Origin of the sequence: Jiella flava (assembly GCF_017349315.1) — a bacterium.
Taxonomy (GTDB): domain Bacteria; phylum Pseudomonadota; class Alphaproteobacteria; order Rhizobiales; family Rhizobiaceae; genus Jiella; species Jiella flava.
On record NZ_JAFMPP010000007.1, the window covers coordinates 42,286 to 57,269 of the forward strand.

General features: G+C 63.1%; 16 protein-coding genes and 1 tRNA gene. 7 read left to right on the plus strand and 10 right to left on the minus strand.

Features of this window, described 5'->3' with window-relative positions; translation table 11 throughout:
- Window positions 1-210: 210 nt before the first annotated feature.
- The 5 genes from J1C48_RS09685 to pdxH all read right to left on the minus strand — a co-directional run bounded on the left by J1C48_RS09685 (window position 211) and on the right by pdxH (window position 4,403).
- On the minus strand, window positions 211-1,611 hold the full coding sequence (locus J1C48_RS09685) for an NAD(P)(+) transhydrogenase (Re/Si-specific) subunit beta (RefSeq protein WP_207257644.1): 1,401 nt from the start codon (window positions 1,609-1,611) through the stop codon (window positions 211-213).
- A gap of 10 nt (window positions 1,612-1,621) precedes the next feature.
- Entirely contained in the window at window positions 1,622-2,050 is a 429-nt protein-coding gene (locus J1C48_RS09690; protein WP_207257645.1) for a proton-translocating transhydrogenase family protein, read from the minus strand.
- The gene (locus tag J1C48_RS09695; RefSeq protein ID WP_207257646.1) at window positions 2,050-3,225 is read right to left on the minus strand and encodes a Re/Si-specific NAD(P)(+) transhydrogenase subunit alpha; all 1,176 of its coding nucleotides are present in this window, start codon (window positions 3,223-3,225) and stop codon (window positions 2,050-2,052) included. The genes J1C48_RS09690 and J1C48_RS09695 overlap by 1 nt, the downstream gene beginning before the upstream one ends.
- A 199-nt stretch (window positions 3,226-3,424) precedes the next feature.
- Complete coding sequence (locus J1C48_RS09700) at window positions 3,425-3,649, minus strand: aa3-type cytochrome c oxidase subunit IV (RefSeq protein ID WP_231081687.1); 225 nt, start codon at window positions 3,647-3,649, stop codon at window positions 3,425-3,427.
- A 133-nt stretch (window positions 3,650-3,782) separates the two neighbouring features.
- The gene (gene pdxH, locus J1C48_RS09705) at window positions 3,783-4,403 is read right to left on the minus strand and encodes a pyridoxamine 5'-phosphate oxidase (RefSeq protein WP_207257647.1); all 621 of its coding nucleotides are present in this window, start codon (window positions 4,401-4,403) and stop codon (window positions 3,783-3,785) included.
- Window positions 4,404-4,469: 66 nt separating this feature from the next.
- Here pdxH and J1C48_RS09710 point away from each other — a divergent pair, with 66 nt between their 5' ends.
- From J1C48_RS09710 to J1C48_RS09730, 5 genes are all read left to right on the plus strand, one after another.
- A complete protein-coding gene (locus tag J1C48_RS09710) occupies window positions 4,470-4,880 on the plus strand; it encodes an RT0821/Lpp0805 family surface protein (RefSeq protein ID WP_207257648.1) in 411 nt (136 codons plus the stop codon).
- Window positions 4,881-5,072: 192 nt separating this feature from the next.
- A complete protein-coding gene (locus J1C48_RS09715) occupies window positions 5,073-6,026 on the plus strand; it encodes a DnaJ C-terminal domain-containing protein (protein WP_207257649.1) in 954 nt (317 codons plus the stop codon).
- A 116-nt stretch (window positions 6,027-6,142) separates the two neighbouring features.
- Complete coding sequence (fabI, locus tag J1C48_RS09720) at window positions 6,143-6,967, plus strand: enoyl-ACP reductase FabI (RefSeq protein WP_207257650.1); 825 nt, start codon at window positions 6,143-6,145, stop codon at window positions 6,965-6,967.
- Between the two features lie 23 nt (window positions 6,968-6,990).
- Complete coding sequence (locus J1C48_RS09725; RefSeq protein WP_207257651.1) at window positions 6,991-7,602, plus strand: histidine phosphatase family protein; 612 nt, start codon at window positions 6,991-6,993, stop codon at window positions 7,600-7,602.
- A 198-nt stretch (window positions 7,603-7,800) separates the two neighbouring features.
- Window positions 7,801-8,403 (plus strand): LOG family protein, encoded by a 603-nt coding sequence (locus J1C48_RS09730; protein WP_207257652.1) that lies wholly within the window; start codon window positions 7,801-7,803, stop codon window positions 8,401-8,403.
- Window positions 8,404-8,612: 209 nt separating this feature from the next.
- Here J1C48_RS09730 and J1C48_RS09735 read toward each other — a convergent pair.
- The 5 genes from J1C48_RS09735 to J1C48_RS09755 form a co-directional block, all read right to left on the minus strand.
- A protein-coding gene (locus J1C48_RS09735) for an IS630 family transposase (protein ID WP_207257653.1) occupies window positions 8,613-9,570 on the minus strand; the annotation gives its coding sequence in 2 pieces (ribosomal slippage) (window positions 8,613-9,227 and window positions 9,229-9,570; 957 coding nt in all).
- 237 nt (window positions 9,571-9,807) lie between these two features.
- Window positions 9,808-9,884: transfer RNA gene (locus J1C48_RS09740), tRNA-Met, on the minus strand.
- A gap of 576 nt (window positions 9,885-10,460) precedes the next feature.
- Entirely contained in the window at window positions 10,461-10,880 is a 420-nt protein-coding gene (locus J1C48_RS09745; RefSeq protein ID WP_207257654.1) for an RbsD/FucU family protein, read from the minus strand.
- Window positions 10,874-11,128, minus strand: coding sequence for a hypothetical protein (locus J1C48_RS09750; RefSeq protein ID WP_207257655.1), 255 nt, complete (start codon window positions 11,126-11,128; stop codon window positions 10,874-10,876). Before J1C48_RS09750 ends, J1C48_RS09745 begins: the two co-directional genes overlap by 7 nt.
- Before the next feature lie 198 nt (window positions 11,129-11,326).
- Window positions 11,327-12,436, minus strand: a complete 1,110-nt coding sequence (locus tag J1C48_RS09755) for an iron-containing alcohol dehydrogenase (protein ID WP_207257656.1) — start codon at window positions 12,434-12,436, stop codon at window positions 11,327-11,329.
- Window positions 12,437-12,561: 125 nt separating this feature from the next.
- Between J1C48_RS09755 and J1C48_RS09760 the strand changes: the two genes are divergently transcribed.
- Both J1C48_RS09760 and J1C48_RS09765 read left to right on the plus strand, forming a co-directional pair.
- On the plus strand, window positions 12,562-13,341 hold the full coding sequence (locus J1C48_RS09760; RefSeq protein WP_343217691.1) for a GntR family transcriptional regulator: 780 nt from the start codon (window positions 12,562-12,564) through the stop codon (window positions 13,339-13,341).
- A complete protein-coding gene (locus J1C48_RS09765) occupies window positions 13,338-14,879 on the plus strand; it encodes a UxaA family hydrolase (RefSeq protein WP_207257657.1) in 1,542 nt (513 codons plus the stop codon). The genes J1C48_RS09760 and J1C48_RS09765 overlap by 4 nt, the downstream gene beginning before the upstream one ends.
- Window positions 14,880-14,984: the final 105 nt, after the last annotated feature.

Genomic DNA, 14,984 nt, shown 5'->3' on the forward strand with positions numbered 1-14,984 from the left:
CCCGAAGGCTTATTAAAAAGTGCAGGTGGCGCCTCAGTCGATTGGGGAGCAGCGCGGGACGAGATCCCGCAGACCCTCCGCCCAGCGATCCTGAAAATCGCAGGGCAACAAAAAAGCGGGCTTCGGGCCCGCTTTTTTTGTTTGGTTGGTCCGATCAGACCCTTGACCGTCGCGACGGTCGCTGCGCAGCGGCCGTGACGTCCGGCTGTTTCAGTGATCCAGCGCCTTGACGATGTCCTCGACCATTTTCTTGGCATCGGCCAGGAGCATCATTGTGTTGTCCTTGTAGAACAGGGTGTTGTCGATGCCGGCATAGCCAGAGCCGAGGGAGCGCTTGACGAAGAGGCAGGTCTGGGCCTGATCGACGTTGAGGATCGGCATGCCGTAGATCGGCGAGGACTTGTCGTCACGGGCCGCTGGGTTGGTCACGTCATTGGCGCCGATAACGAAGGCCACGTCGGACTGGGTAAACTCGGAATTGATGTCCTCGAGCTCGAAGACGTCGTCATAAGGCACATTTGCCTCGGCCAAGAGCACGTTCATGTGCCCGGGCATGCGGCCTGCCACCGGATGGATCGCGTATTTGACCTCGACGCCCGCTTCTTTCAGGCGATCGGCCATTTCACGCAGCGGATGTTGAGCCTGGGCCACCGCCATGCCGTAGCCCGGGACGATGATCACCTTGTTGGCATTTACCATCAGATAGGCAGCATCCTCGGCCGAGCCCTGCTTGACCGTCCGGTCGTCCATGTCCTCGCCGCCCGCCGGGCCGGCATCGCCACCGAAGCCGCCGAGAATCACCGAGATGAAGGACCGGTTCATCCCCTTGCACATGATGTAGGAGAGGATCGCGCCGGACGAGCCGACCAACGCGCCGGTGATGATCAGCGCGAGATTCTGCAGCGTGAAGCCGATGCCCGCCGCCGCCCAGCCGGAATAGGAGTTCAGCATCGACACGACGACTGGCATATCGGCGCCGCCGATCGGGATGATCAACAAGACGCCGAGCGCCAGCGATACCAGGATCACCAGCCAGAAAAGGACGTGGCTTTCGGACGCCGCGAACCCGATAACCAACGCGACCAGCAAGACGGCAAGGGCGAGGTTGATGGCGTGGCGGGAGGGCAGCATGATCGGCTTTCCGCTCATCCGTCCATCGAGCTTGAGGAAAGCGATGACCGAGCCGGTGAAGGTGATGGCACCGATGGCAACGCCGATCGACATCTCGACCAATGCTTCGCCGTGGATGGCGCCAACGGTGCCGATGCCCATCGACTCCGGCGCGTAGAGCGCCGCGGCCGCGACCATCACGGCGGCAAGACCGACCAGCGAATGGAAGGCGGCAACGAGCTGCGGCATCGCCGTCATCGCAATGCGCTTGGCGATCACCGCGCCGATGGTGCCGCCGATCGCGATCCCGAGAATGATCAGAACCAGCCCGCCGAAGGACGGACCGGCGAGAAACAGCGTCGTCAGGATGGCGATGCCCATCCCCACCATGCCCAACAGATTGCCCTGACGGCTGGTGGCGGGGTGAGACAAGCCCCGAAGGGCGAGGATGAAGAGGACGCCGGAGACGAGATAGAAGAAGGCGGCTGCGCTTTCGGACATGGCTAGCGCCTCACTTCTGCTTTTTCTTGTACATGGCCAGCATGCGCTGGGTGACGAGGAAGCCGCCAAAGATATTCACCGAGGCGAGGATCAGAGCGACGAAACCGAAGGTGGTCGCCAGACCCGAGGCCGAGAGACCGACCGCCAGAAGCGCGCCGACAATGATCACCGACGAGATCGCATTGGTCACCGACATCAGCGGGGTATGAAGGGCTGGAGTCACTGACCATACCACATAGTATCCAACGAAGATCGCCAGGATGAAAATGGCAAAGTGAAAGACGAAGGGATCGACGCTGGAGGCGGCATGGCCAGCGGTCGTCGCCGCCTCGCCGAGCCGCTCGCCGATCATCTTTTCCACGCCGCTGCGGGCATCGCGGAGGGCGGCGCTCGCATCGTTGAGCTGTTGCAGCACGGCTTTCGCGTTGGTTGTGTCCATCATTCGCCTCCCCCGGTCTTGTCACCAGCCCCGCTCGCGTTGTCGCCGCTGTCCGCCGCAAATTGCGGATGCACAACCTTGCCGTCGCGCGTGAGAAGCGTTGCCGCCACCAGCGCGTCGTCGAAGTCGATCGCCAGCGCGCCAGATTCCGTGGCGATCATGGTTTCGAGAAAGGCCGAGAGGTTCTTGGCGTAAAGCAGCGAGGCGCTCGCCGCGACCCGGCCGGGCACGTTGGCGTGTCCGATAATCCGCGCGGGTCCGGCATCGACGATTTTGCCGGCGACCGCGCCTTCGACATTGCCGCCGCGCTCGACGGCGAGATCGACCAGCAACGAGCCGGAGCGCATCGATTCGACCATCGCCCTGGAAACCAGCCGCGGCGCCGGCCGGCCCGGGATCAGCGCGGTGGTGATGACGATATCCTGCTTGGCGATATGCGAGGCGACGAGTTCGGCCTGTTTGGCTTGATACGCTTTCGACATTTCCTTGGCGTAGCCGCCGGCGGTTTCGGCCGCCTTGAACTCGTCGTCCTCGACCGCGATGAATTTGGCGCCGAGCGATTCCACCTGTTCCTTGGCGGCCGGGCGCACGTCGGTCGCGGTTACCACCGCGCCGAGCCGCCGGGCGGTCGCAATCGCCTGCAGGCCGGCGACGCCGGCCCCCATGACAAAGACACGCGCGGCGGGCACCGTGCCGGCGGCGGTCATCATCATCGGAAAGGCACGATCGAATTCGTGGGCGGCGTCGATCACCGCACGGTATCCGGCCAGGTTAGCCTGGGAGGACAGAACGTCCATCACCTGGGCGCGGGTGATGCGAGGCATCAGCTCCATGGCAAAGGCCATGATCCCCGTCTCGGCCATCGCCCGCAGCGCGTCGTCATGGCCGAATGGATCCATCATCGCCAGCACGACGGTGCCGCGCGAATAGGTTTGAAGCTCCTCGCCGGTCGGTCGTTGAACCTTGAGGATCACGTCAGCCGAAGCTGCTCCCGCGGCGTCGCCGATCGAGGCTCCCCCCGCTCGGAACGCCGCGTCGGGGATCCGTGAGCCTTCGCCCGCCCCGCTTTCGATAATGATTTCGGCGCCGCGGCCGATGAGCTTCTTGATCGTGTCCGGCGACGCGGCGACACGCGTCTCCCCATCCGATCGCTCCTTTGGAACGAAGATCCTCATCCCCGGCTCTCCCCCCGACGCCGTTGTTGTCTCGACAGGCCCGATCGGCAGAACAGCGCCATGCGCCGCCCTCGGCGCCGCATGCCCACCCGATTCGACGCACAACGACCGCCCCCAGCTTTTCAGCGCGAGCAATCATGCTCTCGATCTGAGGCGTTGTGGCTCGCCGAAAATCGACACAGATTGTCGAATCGTGACGTTACCGCAGCGCGAAATAACCAATGGCGATTGTCAAGAGAAAGACGAGGACGGACGCAAGGATGCCACCGCCGATGACCAATCCGACCATCATGCCGAGAAGAATCCCGACGACCGCGACCGTGCCCCATTTGAACAAAGTCAGGAAGAGAGCGTAAGTCTTTTCATGCTCCGGATAGTCCATCTCGGCAGCATGCGACATGTCGATGTGCGTTTCCTTTGCCACGGCGACCCTCCTCTACGCGCGATCCGTCTGACATACACGAAAGAGCGCGGCGCTGGCAACGTGCTTCAACGTTCGCGGGCATGTCGCGCTGCGACACCTCCCCAAGAGAGCGGCACAGCGCAGGGGGCAAGTTTTAAGGGTAAAGGCGCGCGATGCTCCAGACGTCATCGAGGACGGCGCGGGTGAAGGCGATCCGGTCGTGCAGGCGATAGGCGCCATCCTGCCAAAATTCGATTGACAAGGGCTGCAGCCGAAAGCCTGACCAACGGGTCGGACGCGGGATATCGCCCTCGCCGAATTGGTCGGTGTAGCGCGCAACCGCCGCTTCGAGGACCGCGCGGCTTTCCAGCGGGCGCGACTGCTCCGACGCCCAGGCACCGATCCGGCTGCCGCGCGGACGGCTGGCGTAATAGGCATCGGCTTCATCATCAGCGACCACGACAACCGGGCCCCGCAAGCGAACCTGACGCCGTCGGCTCTTCCAGTGAAAGCACATCGCAGCCTTCTGGCTTGCGAGGATCTGTCGCCCCTTGGCGCTTTCGAAATTGGTGTAGAAGGCAAATCCTCGCGAATCGAAGTCCTTCAGGAGTACCATGCGGACGTCCGGCAATCCGCTTCCGTCGACCGTTGCGAGCGACAGCGCGTTGGCGTCGTTCGGTTCGCTGGCGAAAGCTTCGTCGAGCCAGCTCGCAAAGAGCGCGAGCGGGTCTGAGCCTACGGTGGTTTCATCGAGTTTTAAGTTTTCTTCTGCCATGTTGTGCCTCGTATTGGACTGTGCGCACACGCGTCGATTCGGCGGAATCAACGTCATATGAGAACCATGCTGGGATACAAGACAATCTGCGTCCTGGCGGTTTTTCTGGGCGTGCAGGGCTGTGTCGTCGCCGGCCCGACGATCGAGCAGACATTGTCGCTCGACCAGACCGTGACCGGGTCGATCGCCACCCCGCCGACAAAAGCCGATACGGTGACCGAATCAGATCGAATGATCGTACGCAACGCCGTATCCTCCGCCGACATCGCGAGCGGATCGAGGCGGTTTGCCTGGTCCAACCCGGAAACCGGATCGAGCGGCGTGATTTCGGACCTCAACCAGTTTCGTGACGGCGAGAATATCTGCCGCAACTTCGAGACCTCGCGCCAACGTTTTGACGGGATCGCGCTTTATCGTGGCCGGGCTTGCACCGCCGGCGCTGGCCAATGGGCATTGCTCGAGTTCGCCAAAAGCTGATCGCCCGGCTCGACATGGCACGAGCGGCGCCAACCATCAGAAAAGCCGCGCGAAATGATGGCCGAATGAGGCAACAACCTTCAATTTCGTTCCATCCGCGATCATATAGGTGCCATGAAGGCGGCGCTCGCGCGTCGAACCGATCCAATTATGCCATCCTGGTTCATGCTATCCTGAAGGAACTGACAGCCTATGCGCGATCCCTATTCAGTCCTCGGCGTCTCGAAGTCGGCGAGCGACAAGGAGATCAAGTCGGCCTTTCGCAAGCTAGCGAAGAAATATCACCCGGACGCCAACGCCAACGATCCGAACGCAGCGACCCGCTTTAATGAGGCCAATCAGGCCTATGAGATCCTCGGCGACAAGGACAAACGCGGACAGTTCGATCGTGGAGAGATCGACGCCGAAGGCAAAGCGAAATTTCAAGGCTTTGCCGGCGGCGATCCGTTTGGCGGGCGGGGCCCATTTACAAGTGGTGGCGCACGCGCGAATCCAGGCGGTTACGACTATCGCGCCTCAGCCGAAAACCTCGACGCCGACAGCATTTTCTCCAGCCTGTTCGAAGGCGCCTTCGGCGGCGGCAAGCGCTCGTCGGCCCGCGGCGGCTTTTCCGGGACCAAAGGCGGCGCGCCGAAGGGTGCCGACATCACCGCTCAACTGACGATCGGGCTCAGCGAAATCGTTTCCGGCGCAAAGGTGGAAGTCGCATTCTCCTCTGGAAAAAAGCTGGCGATCAGCCTGCCGGCGGGCGTCGAAGAGGGCAAGTCGATTCGACTGAAGAAGCAGGGACAAGCCTCGCCGGCGCCCGGCGGCGAGCCCGGCGACGCCCTGATCACCATCCATTTCGCGCCGCATCCCCGCTTCAAGGTCGACGGCCGGGATCTGCGCGGCAGCGTCTCTGTCCCGCTTGCCACCGCCGTGCTTGGCGGCCGTGTCGAGGTCGAGACGTTGGACGGACGCGTCGCACTCACCGTCCCGGCCTGGACCAATTCGGGTCAGATCTTCCGTTTGAAGGGAAAAGGCCTGACGACAAAGGACGGCGGCCGTGGCGACCTGTTCGTGCAGGCGCACGTCGTGCTCCCGACGGGAGATCGCGAGCTGGAGGCGCTGATGCGCGCGCGCACCACCAAAGAGCCGGCGAACTGACTTCACCGCGCGGCCGAGCGCGGGAGAGATGTGAGAAGCTTGAAGCCCCCTTCCCTCTGTGCCATACCGCCGCGGCATTAAGAATTGTCTCAATACCCATTGGAGAACAACGCGCCATGACTGCATCGAACGGTCTGATGGAGGGCAAGCGCGGCCTCATCATGGGGGTTGCGAACAACCGTTCGATCGCCTGGGGCATCGCCAAGGCTCTGGCCGATGCCGGGGCGGAGATTGCCTTGACCTATCAGGGCGATGCGTTGAGGAAGCGGGTCGAGCCGCTGGCCGGCGAATTGGATGCGCTTCTGGCCGGCCACTGTGACGTGACCGACGAGTCGACGATCGACGCGGTGTTCGAGACGCTTGCAGCTCATTGGGGTCAGATCGACTTCGTTGTCCATGCCATCGCGTTTTCCGACAAGGACGAGTTGACGGGCCGCTATGTCGAGACGAGCCGGGCCAACTTCACCAAGACCATGGACATCTCGGTGTTCTCACTGACGGCGATCACCGCCCGAGCCGAAAAGCTGATGACGGACGGTGGTTCGATCCTGACGCTGACCTATTACGGCGCCGAGAAGGTGATGCCCCATTACAACGTGATGGGCGTTGCCAAGGCCGCGCTGGAAGCCTCGGTACGCTATCTCGCGGTTGATCTCGGCAACAAGGCGATCCGCGTCAACGCAATTTCCGCAGGACCGATCAAGACGCTCGCCGCCTCCGGGATCGGCGACTTCCGCTATATCCTGAAGTGGAACGAGTATAATGCGCCGCTGAAGCGCTCGGTCTCGGTCGAGGAGGTCGGCCAGTCGGCGCTCTACCTTTTGTCCGACATGTCGAAGGGCGTGACCGGCGAGGTTCACCATGTCGACTGCGGCTACCACACGGTCGGCATGAAGGCCGTCGACGCACCGGACATCTCGGTCGTCAAGGACACCCAGTAAACGAGTTCAGAACGGTTCCGAGCATGACCCTCACTCCGCTGTCCGGCCTGCCGGAATTGTTCATCTCGAGGCATGGTCAGACGGACTGGAATGCCGAGGGTCGATTGCAGGGGCAGGTCGAGGTGCCGCTGAACAGTCTCGGCCGTTCGCAGGCCCGCCGCAACGGCCGTTATCTGCGCAATGTGATCGGGTTGCGCGCCGGCGAATTCGCCTTTCTCGCCAGCCCGCTCGGCCGGGCCCGCGAAACGATGCGGATCATCCGCGACGAGATCGGCCTCGACCCAGAGGGCTTTCAGACCGACCCACGGCTGGTGGAGCTGAATTTCGGCAGCTGGGGCGGCTCGACCATGGATGAGATCGCCGGCTTCGACGCCGACGGAATCAAGCGCCGCAAAGCCGACAAATGGGGATTTGTGGCACCGGGTGATGGCGGCGAATCCTACGCGATGCTGGCCGAGCGGGCCCGTCCGGTGTTCGAGGCGCTTGATCGGCCGACCATTCTGGTTGCCCATGGCGGCATCACCCGCAGCTTTTTGGCGCTTTATGCGGGTGTCGACGGTCAGGAGGCGGTCCGGGCCGAGATCGCCCATGACCGGCTGCTGCATGTCGCCGATGGGGACACCCACTGGGTCTAGCGCGCCGTGCGTCCGGTCGGACGCATAACAAGCGCGCACCGTGATCGCGTCTCCAGCATCGGCCCGAAAATCGGACTCGATTTTCGGCAAGGCACGATACGTCGATTCCAAGGGTGAGAGCGACCTTTTGCGTGCGCACTGTCGCAACAGGGCCAAGGCGCTTGATTTCCGCCTGCCACCGTCGGACCTTCTGAAACCATGAGCATGATTCGATCCACCTGCGTCTATTGCGGCTCCTCGCCCGGTCGCAGCCCGTCCTATATCGCCGCGGCCCGCAGCCTCGGCGCCCAGCTCGGCCAGGCGGGGATCAATCTCGTCTATGGCGGCGGCACCCGGGGTATCATGGGCGCCGTCTCCGACGCCGTCCTGGCGGCCGGCGGCAAAGTCACCGGCATCATCCCGCAGTTCCTGATCGACATGGAAGCCACCGAGCGGGAGCTGCAGCGGCTCGACGAACTCATCGTCACCGCGGATATGCACGAGCGCAAGCACTTGATGTTTGAGCGCTCCGACGCCTTCATCGCACTGCCCGGCGGCATCGGCACGTTGGAAGAACTGGTCGAGATCATGACCTGGAGCCAGCTCGGCCGCCACCAAAAGCCGGTGGTGATCGCCAATATCGACGGCTTTTGGGATCCCCTCGCCCGGCTGTTCGAGCATATGGCCGAAGAAGGCTTCCTCCATTCGGCCGAGCGGCTGAAGCCGCTGGTGATCGACAGCGTCGACGACATCGTCCCGGCACTGCTCCGGCATGGCGCAACCAATGCCGACGGCCGCGATGAAATCATCGAGCGGCTGTAAGCCGCGGTCGACGCACAACGCCACGCCGAGCGCATTTCGTGACGCTCGATGATGGCAGCGCTCTCGACCAAACGATTGGACATCTTCGGAGACTGGCGGATGCCGCAGTGATCTGATTGCCTGACGCTGGGTTCGTCGCGATAGAGCGCCCTGCATCCTATCGAACGCCATAGTGCAAACCGTCAAATGCACCCTAGAGCGTCGGGCGATTAATCAGCGACATAGCCTGCGGCCTTGAGATAATTCCAGCATTCGTCTGGCTGGAACAGCGCGCAAATGTCGCCGAGCGCTCGCCATAGGTCGCCCGAAGTTCTTGCCTTTGCCTTTCGCAGAAGGGTTTTGAGCTTGGAGAAAGCCATTTCGATCGGGTTCAGGTCCGGCGAGTATTTCGGTAGCAAGAGGCGCCAGGCGCCGCGCTCGGCGAGAGCCTCGGCAGCCCGAGGGCTTTTGTGGACATTCAGATTGTCCATGATCACGACGTCGCCTGGCGACAGGCAGGGCGCCAATTGGGTGCGCACGTAGAGATCGAACGCCTCGCCGTCCATCGCCCCGTTGATGACCGACGGCGCAATCAGGTCATGACAGCGCAGCCCCGCGATGAAAGTCTGCGTTTGCCACCTGCCGAAGGGGGCGTCGGCCCGCAGTCTTTCGCCCTGAAGGCTGCGGCCGCGCAGCGGCGTCATGTTGGTCTTCACGCTGGTTTCGTCGATGAACACCAGCCGCCCCGGCTGCCGGCGCATGAAGGGCTGGCGGCGATCACGCCATTCACGCCGGGCCGCTTTCACATCGCAGCGTCCTTGCTCCGATGCCAGCAGCGTTTTTTTTATAGGTGAACCCCGCCCGGCAAAGCAGCTTGGACAGGTTCGACGGATCGACCGTCACCCCATGCTGCGCTTCGAGCCAGGCGGCAAGGTCCGGCATGGTGATATCCGGCTTGGTCTTCACCTTGTCGATGATGGCGTCTTGATAGGGGCCGAGCTTGCCCGATCCCGCCGGGCGGCCTTGCTTGGCCGGCGCCACCGATCCCGTTGCCGCATAACGGGCCTGAACTCGAACCGCCGTCGACGGCGCCACTTCAAACCGCGCCGCCATCGCCCGACGCGAACTGCCTGCCTCAATGCCCCGAACGATCCGAAGCCGCAAATCTGATGAAACCGCTTTTCCCATGGCGCACCTCCACCACCACAGAATCAGACTTCAGCAAAAAACGGAATCTCGATTCAGCGTTCCCGCCCGACGCTCTAAATCGGTCTTCACCGACCGGTTTTTCATCCAAAATTGATCTATTTTGAAGTTGCGCTCAGTGACTTTTCAAGTTGCGCGCTAAATTTGCCGCGGGCAAGAAAAACCCCGACTTCCTCGCGGAGGCCGGGGTTTGAGATGGCTTGCCATCGCAAGCATCAGTGGTTGCGGGGAGAGGATTTGAACCTCTGACCTTCAGGTTATGAGCCTGACGAGCTACCGGGCTGCTCCACCCCGCGTCAGCGACGGTCGCCCTCATCGGCGCCGTTGATGGGCGCTATGTATGCGACAGTTGGATGAATGAAAAGGGGGGGCGTCGGGAAATGCCGAAAAAACGTTCGGCACAAACGGTCAAATCCTTGGAATCATATGGAAAATTATCTTTTGCACGGCTTTGGGGGCGGCTGCGGCGATCGGTCGGCGATCGAATCGCGGCGAAAGCCTGCCGACCGGCGGTGATCCGGTCGAGACCCAGGCTGCAATCATACTGAACCGTATTGGAATGCCAACGCGGTTCGGAGATCCCGCCAAAGGGCTCCTCTTGTCCCGCTGCGCGGTACAGCCTCTTACCGGCTCGAGCCGATTGCCATGCTCGATTCTCCCGCCAGACGCTGGCCGTTGCCCGCCGCAAGGGCCATCAATCACGAAAGCGACTCCACTTGGGCGCCATGGCGCATGACGGGGCGAATGCGGTCGGCCAACCCGTCGGCGCCAGCCTTGGCCTCGGACGCCTGGACCGCGACGGCGCGCGCGATCGCCGCTCATCCAACCATGACCGCCGAGGGCGACCGGTTAACGGTGATGATTGGCGTCGATCACCGAACGATGCCCTTTTTCAAGATCAAATTGGCGTAAAGCCGCGATTCGCCGGTGGCGACCACCGCAAAGGCGGTCTTGGCGCGGTCGTAAAAGGCGAAGCGCTCAATTTCCTCCACCTCGACGGCGCCGCCATGGCCCTGCGTCAACGCCGCATCAAATGCGTCGCGGATCGCCGGCCGCCCGTCGGGAGATGCCATCGCGATCGCCGGCTTGGGGACGAACTCGTCGAGCGGCATCACCGAGACGATCGCCTGCACAACCCGGTCAGCATCCAGCCCCGGCATCCGGACGAGGCGCGTCGCGATCGCCGTCGACGGGAAATTGCGGTCGCTGATGACAATCTCGTCGCCATGGCCCATGTCACGCAGGATCGCCAACAGATCGCCGGTGAGGATTGGATCGATATTCTTCAGCATGATGGCCTCCCTCTCTCAATTTTGCGCATTGCGCCGTCTCTGAACATCGCGCCAATCTTGGGGCCGATGCTGCAATTCAGCATCTCGCCGCCGCGCCGTCGAGACTTCACCAACGCGTTTCCGACAGTGCCATGCCGAACCATTTTGACATTCTTCCTCAACCGATCGGCGGTGATCGCACCGATGACGACGTAGGTGACGGCCAGAAGCCGAGTGGAGAAGGCGATCGCCGCGCCGGCAAGCGGCATGTTGGATTCGAACACCGAGGGCGGAATGACGCCGACGGAGAACCGCCGCACCCGCAGACAGGAGACCCGCGGCGGGTCAGCGTGCGCCCTTGTCCTCACTCACAGGCCCAGCAAGCTTCGTCTCGTCGGTCCCATGATCTCCTCCATCATGACCGTGACAGCATGCCGCCAGGCCCTCCCCCGGTTTTTGTCGCAAGGTCAGGCTGAGCGACGCAGGATCTCGAGATATTCCGCGCGGCTCGCCTTCCGCGGATTGGTCGCGTGGCAATGATCCTTGAGGGCGCCGTCGGCGACCGTTTCCATCATCGCTTCGGTGACCCCCATGGCCGCCAGCCCGGACGGCATGCCGATCCGGCTGTTGAGGGCCGCAACGACCTCGTCCGGCTCGCCGCCCATACGCGTGCGCAGCACATCCCACTTGGCGCCGATGCTCTCGCGGTTGAAGCGCAGCACTTCCGGCATCAACACGGCGTTCAGCGTGCCGTGATGCAAGTTCAGCTCACGGATGGCCCCAAGCGGATGGGTCAGCGCGTGCACCGCGCCGAGCCCCTTTTGGAAGGCGATTGCGCCTTCGAGCGCGCAGATCATCATATCGCGCCGCGCGGCGACGTTTGAGCCATCGGCCGTGGCCCGTTCGATCGCGGCAAGGCCGCAATCCAACCCGTGCAGCGCAATCGCCTCGGCCGGCGGATTGAAAGCCGGCGCCATATAGGTTTCGAGACAGTGCGACAGCGCATCCATGCCGGTTGCCGCCGTCAGGCCAGCCGGCAGACCGTAGGTCAGCTCCGGATCGCAGAGCGCAATCGTCGGCAAGTTGTGCGGCGACAAAAGACCAAGCTTGCGGCCGTCGGCGGTGATGATCACCGAGGCCCGGCCGACCTCCGATCCGGTGCCGGATGTGGTCGGCACGGCGATCAGCGGGCAGATCCGACCGTGAATCTTGGCGACGCCACCATTCACCGCCGCATATTGCCCAAGCGGCGCCTCGTGACCGGTGAGGATCCTCACCGCCTTGGCGAGATCAAGCGACGATCCGCCGCCAAGGCCGACAATGCCGTCGCAGCCGCGCTCGCCATAAAGCGCAAAGGCCTCCATCACTGCGGCTTCGGTCGGATTGGCCGGCGTACCGTCGAACATCACCGCATCGGCGATCGGCGCCGTCACCGTTTCCACCAGCCCGGTCGCGACCAGACCGCGATCGGTGCAGATCAGCGGCCGTTTGACGCCGATGTCAGCCAGAAGATCAGCGAGACGCGCCGCCTGACCTTCGCCGAATTCGATACGAGTGAGATAGGAAATCAGTGCCACGAGATAGCCTCCGCGATGCCGCAGCCGAGCGCGCGGTCGACTGTTTGGGACCGTCAACAATGCACCGGAGTCGCCCGCTTGGCCGGCCAGAAATATATTAGCCAGCATGTCGGCGATATATCGCCGTGTCAATTGCAGAATCTTCTTCGTTGCAAAGATCTATAATATCAGCCAAAATTGGTCCTGGGAGAGAACGCGGCGTGCAACCAAAGCGACAGCAAAAGTCCAATCAGATATATCACATGCTGCGCCGCTCCATCATTCTTCTGGAGATGCAGCCCGGCTCGCTGCTGATCGAAAAAGACCTCGCTGCGCAGTGGGGCGTGTCACGCACACCGGTGCGTGAGGCGATCCAAAAGCTCGCCGATGAAGGGTTGGTAACAGTCTTTCCGCACTCTGCGACAATCGTCAGCAAGATCTCCTACCGCATGGCCGAGGAAGGCTTCATCATCCGCCGTGCCCTCGAAGTGGAGAGCGTGCGGCGCGCGGCCGAGCGGGCAACGCCGGAGATCCATGCCCGACTGGCGACCATTGTCACCAAGATGCGCGCGATCGTCTCCGAACAGCGGCTCGGTGAATATATCGAGGTCGACAACGCGCTGCATTGCGCCATCGCCGAGGCGAGCGGCGTCGGCCGGCTGTGGCGATTCGTGATGATGGCCAAGGTCGATCTCGACCGAATGCGCCAGCTCTCGGCCCCCGTGCCCGGCCATCTCGACCGCGTCACCGACCAACACGCCCAGATCGTCGATGCCATTTGCCATGGCCGGCCCGACCTCGCGGAGCTGACCATGCGCGTGCATCTGGAATCCTCTTTCGAGGTGATGTCGCGACTGATCGCCGAAGACAGAGATATTTTCGAACCGGACGGGCCGCGCCCCGTCCAGAAAGAACCTGCGGAATGAATAGACCCGAACCTCTGGTCGCGGCGGCCATCCGGCTGCACCCCGATGACAACGTCGTCGTCGCCCGGCGGCGCATCGAACCTGAGACCGACGGCGCCATCGAAGGCATCGCGCCGAAAACGGCGATCATGCGCGGCCACAAGATGGCGGTGCGCGCGATCGCGGCCGGCACGCCGGCGCTGAAATACGGCCAGATCATCGGCTTTGCGACCCGCGACATCGCACCTGGTGAGCATGTTCACACCGAGAACCTCGCCGTCGGCGAGTTCGAACGCGACTACGCCATCGGCGCCGACGCCGCGCCGGTCGATATCCTGCCGCCGGAGGAACAGCGCCATTTCAAGGGCTATCTGCGCCCGGACCGCCGCGTCGGGACCCGCAACTACATCGTCGTGATCTCGTCGGTGAACTGCTCGGCCACCGTGTCGCGCGCCATTGCCGGCCACTTTTCGGCCCGCGGCGCGATGGACGCTTATCCGGGCGTCGACGGGGTGATCGGTCTCGTCCATGGCGGCGGCTGTGCGTTCAACACCAAGGCCGAGGGCTACGCTTACCTCACCCGCACCATTGCCGGCTACGCCAACCATCCGAATGTCGGCGGCGTGCTGATGGTCGGGCTCGGCTGCGAGACCAATCAGATCCCGGCGCTGATGGCGCGCGAGGGCCTTGCCGAATCCGACCGCCTGCACACGATGACGATCCAGGCGCTCGGCGGCACCCGCAAGACGATCGAGGCCGGTATCGCCCATGTCGAGGCGATGATGCCGCTGGTCGGGGCTGCCCGGCGCAGCGACGTTCCGGCCTCAGGCCTGACTCTAGCCTTGGAATGCGGCGGATCGGACGGCTATTCCGGCATCTCGGCCAATCCGGGCCTTGGCTATGCCGCCGACCTTTTGGTGCGCAACGGCGGTACGGTGATTCTCAGCGAGACGCCCGAAATCTACGGCGCCGAACATCTCCTCACCCGTCGTGCGGAGCGGCCGGAGGTGGCCGAGAAGCTGCTGGAGCGGATCGAGTGGTGGCGACGCTACACCGCCCGCAACGACGCGGAGATGGACAACAACCCGTCCTTCGGCAACAAGGCCGGCGGTCTGACGACGATCCTCGAGAAGTCCCTCGGCGCCGTCGCCAAATGCGGCACCACACCGCTGCGCGCCGTCTACGAATATGCCGAGACCGTCCGCGACCATGGCTTCGTTTTCATGGACACGCCCGGCTACGATCCGGTCGCGGTGACCGGACAGGTCGCAGGCGGCGCCAATCTCGTCTGCTTCACCACCGGCCGCGGCTCGGTCTCCGGCTTCAAGCCCGCCCCCTCGCTGAAACTTGCCACCAATTCCGAGATGTACCGGCACATGAGCGAGGACATGGATGTCGACTGCGGCACCGTGATCACCGGCGAGGAGACCATCGAGGAACTCGGTACCCGAATTTTCGAGAAGATGCTGGCAGCGGCATCAGGCGCGGCAACCGCCAGCGAGATGCTGGGATACGGAGATAACGAGTTCGTTCCCTGGCAGCTCGGCGCGCTGATGTGATCACCGGCCGGGTAGCCGCCCCCGCGGCTCGCGTGCTGCCACCTATGCCGGCTGCGGCCTGAAGACCTCGAAGGTTTTCGGGCGGCGGTCGTTCCCACGGGGGAA

Bases quoted from the DNA above. Each gene is read 5' to 3' on its own strand.
- J1C48_RS09715 (WP_207257649.1), top strand. From the start codon at position 5,073: ATGCGCGATCCCTATTCAGTCCTCGGCGTCTCGAAGTCGGCGAGCGAC.
- J1C48_RS09765 (WP_207257657.1), top strand. From the start codon at position 13,338: ATGAATAGACCCGAACCTCTGGTCGCGGCGGCCATCCGGCTGCACCCC.
- J1C48_RS09750 (WP_207257655.1), bottom strand. From the start codon at position 11,128: ATGCCGCTTGCCGGCGCGGCGATCGCCTTCTCCACTCGGCTTCTGGCC.
- J1C48_RS09690 (WP_207257645.1), bottom strand. From the start codon at position 2,050: ATGGACACAACCAACGCGAAAGCCGTGCTGCAACAGCTCAACGATGCG.
- J1C48_RS09730 (WP_207257652.1), top strand. From the start codon at position 7,801: ATGAGCATGATTCGATCCACCTGCGTCTATTGCGGCTCCTCGCCCGGT.
- J1C48_RS09725 (WP_207257651.1), top strand. From the start codon at position 6,991: ATGACCCTCACTCCGCTGTCCGGCCTGCCGGAATTGTTCATCTCGAGG.
- fabI (WP_207257650.1), top strand. From the start codon at position 6,143: ATGACTGCATCGAACGGTCTGATGGAGGGCAAGCGCGGCCTCATCATG.
- J1C48_RS09710 (WP_207257648.1), top strand. From the start codon at position 4,470: ATGCTGGGATACAAGACAATCTGCGTCCTGGCGGTTTTTCTGGGCGTG.
- J1C48_RS09685 (WP_207257644.1), bottom strand. From the start codon at position 1,611: ATGTCCGAAAGCGCAGCCGCCTTCTTCTATCTCGTCTCCGGCGTCCTC.
- J1C48_RS09745 (WP_207257654.1), bottom strand. From the start codon at position 10,880: ATGCTGAAGAATATCGATCCAATCCTCACCGGCGATCTGTTGGCGATC.
- pdxH (WP_207257647.1), bottom strand. From the start codon at position 4,403: ATGGCAGAAGAAAACTTAAAACTCGATGAAACCACCGTAGGCTCAGAC.
- J1C48_RS09695 (WP_207257646.1), bottom strand. From the start codon at position 3,225: ATGAGGATCTTCGTTCCAAAGGAGCGATCGGATGGGGAGACGCGTGTC.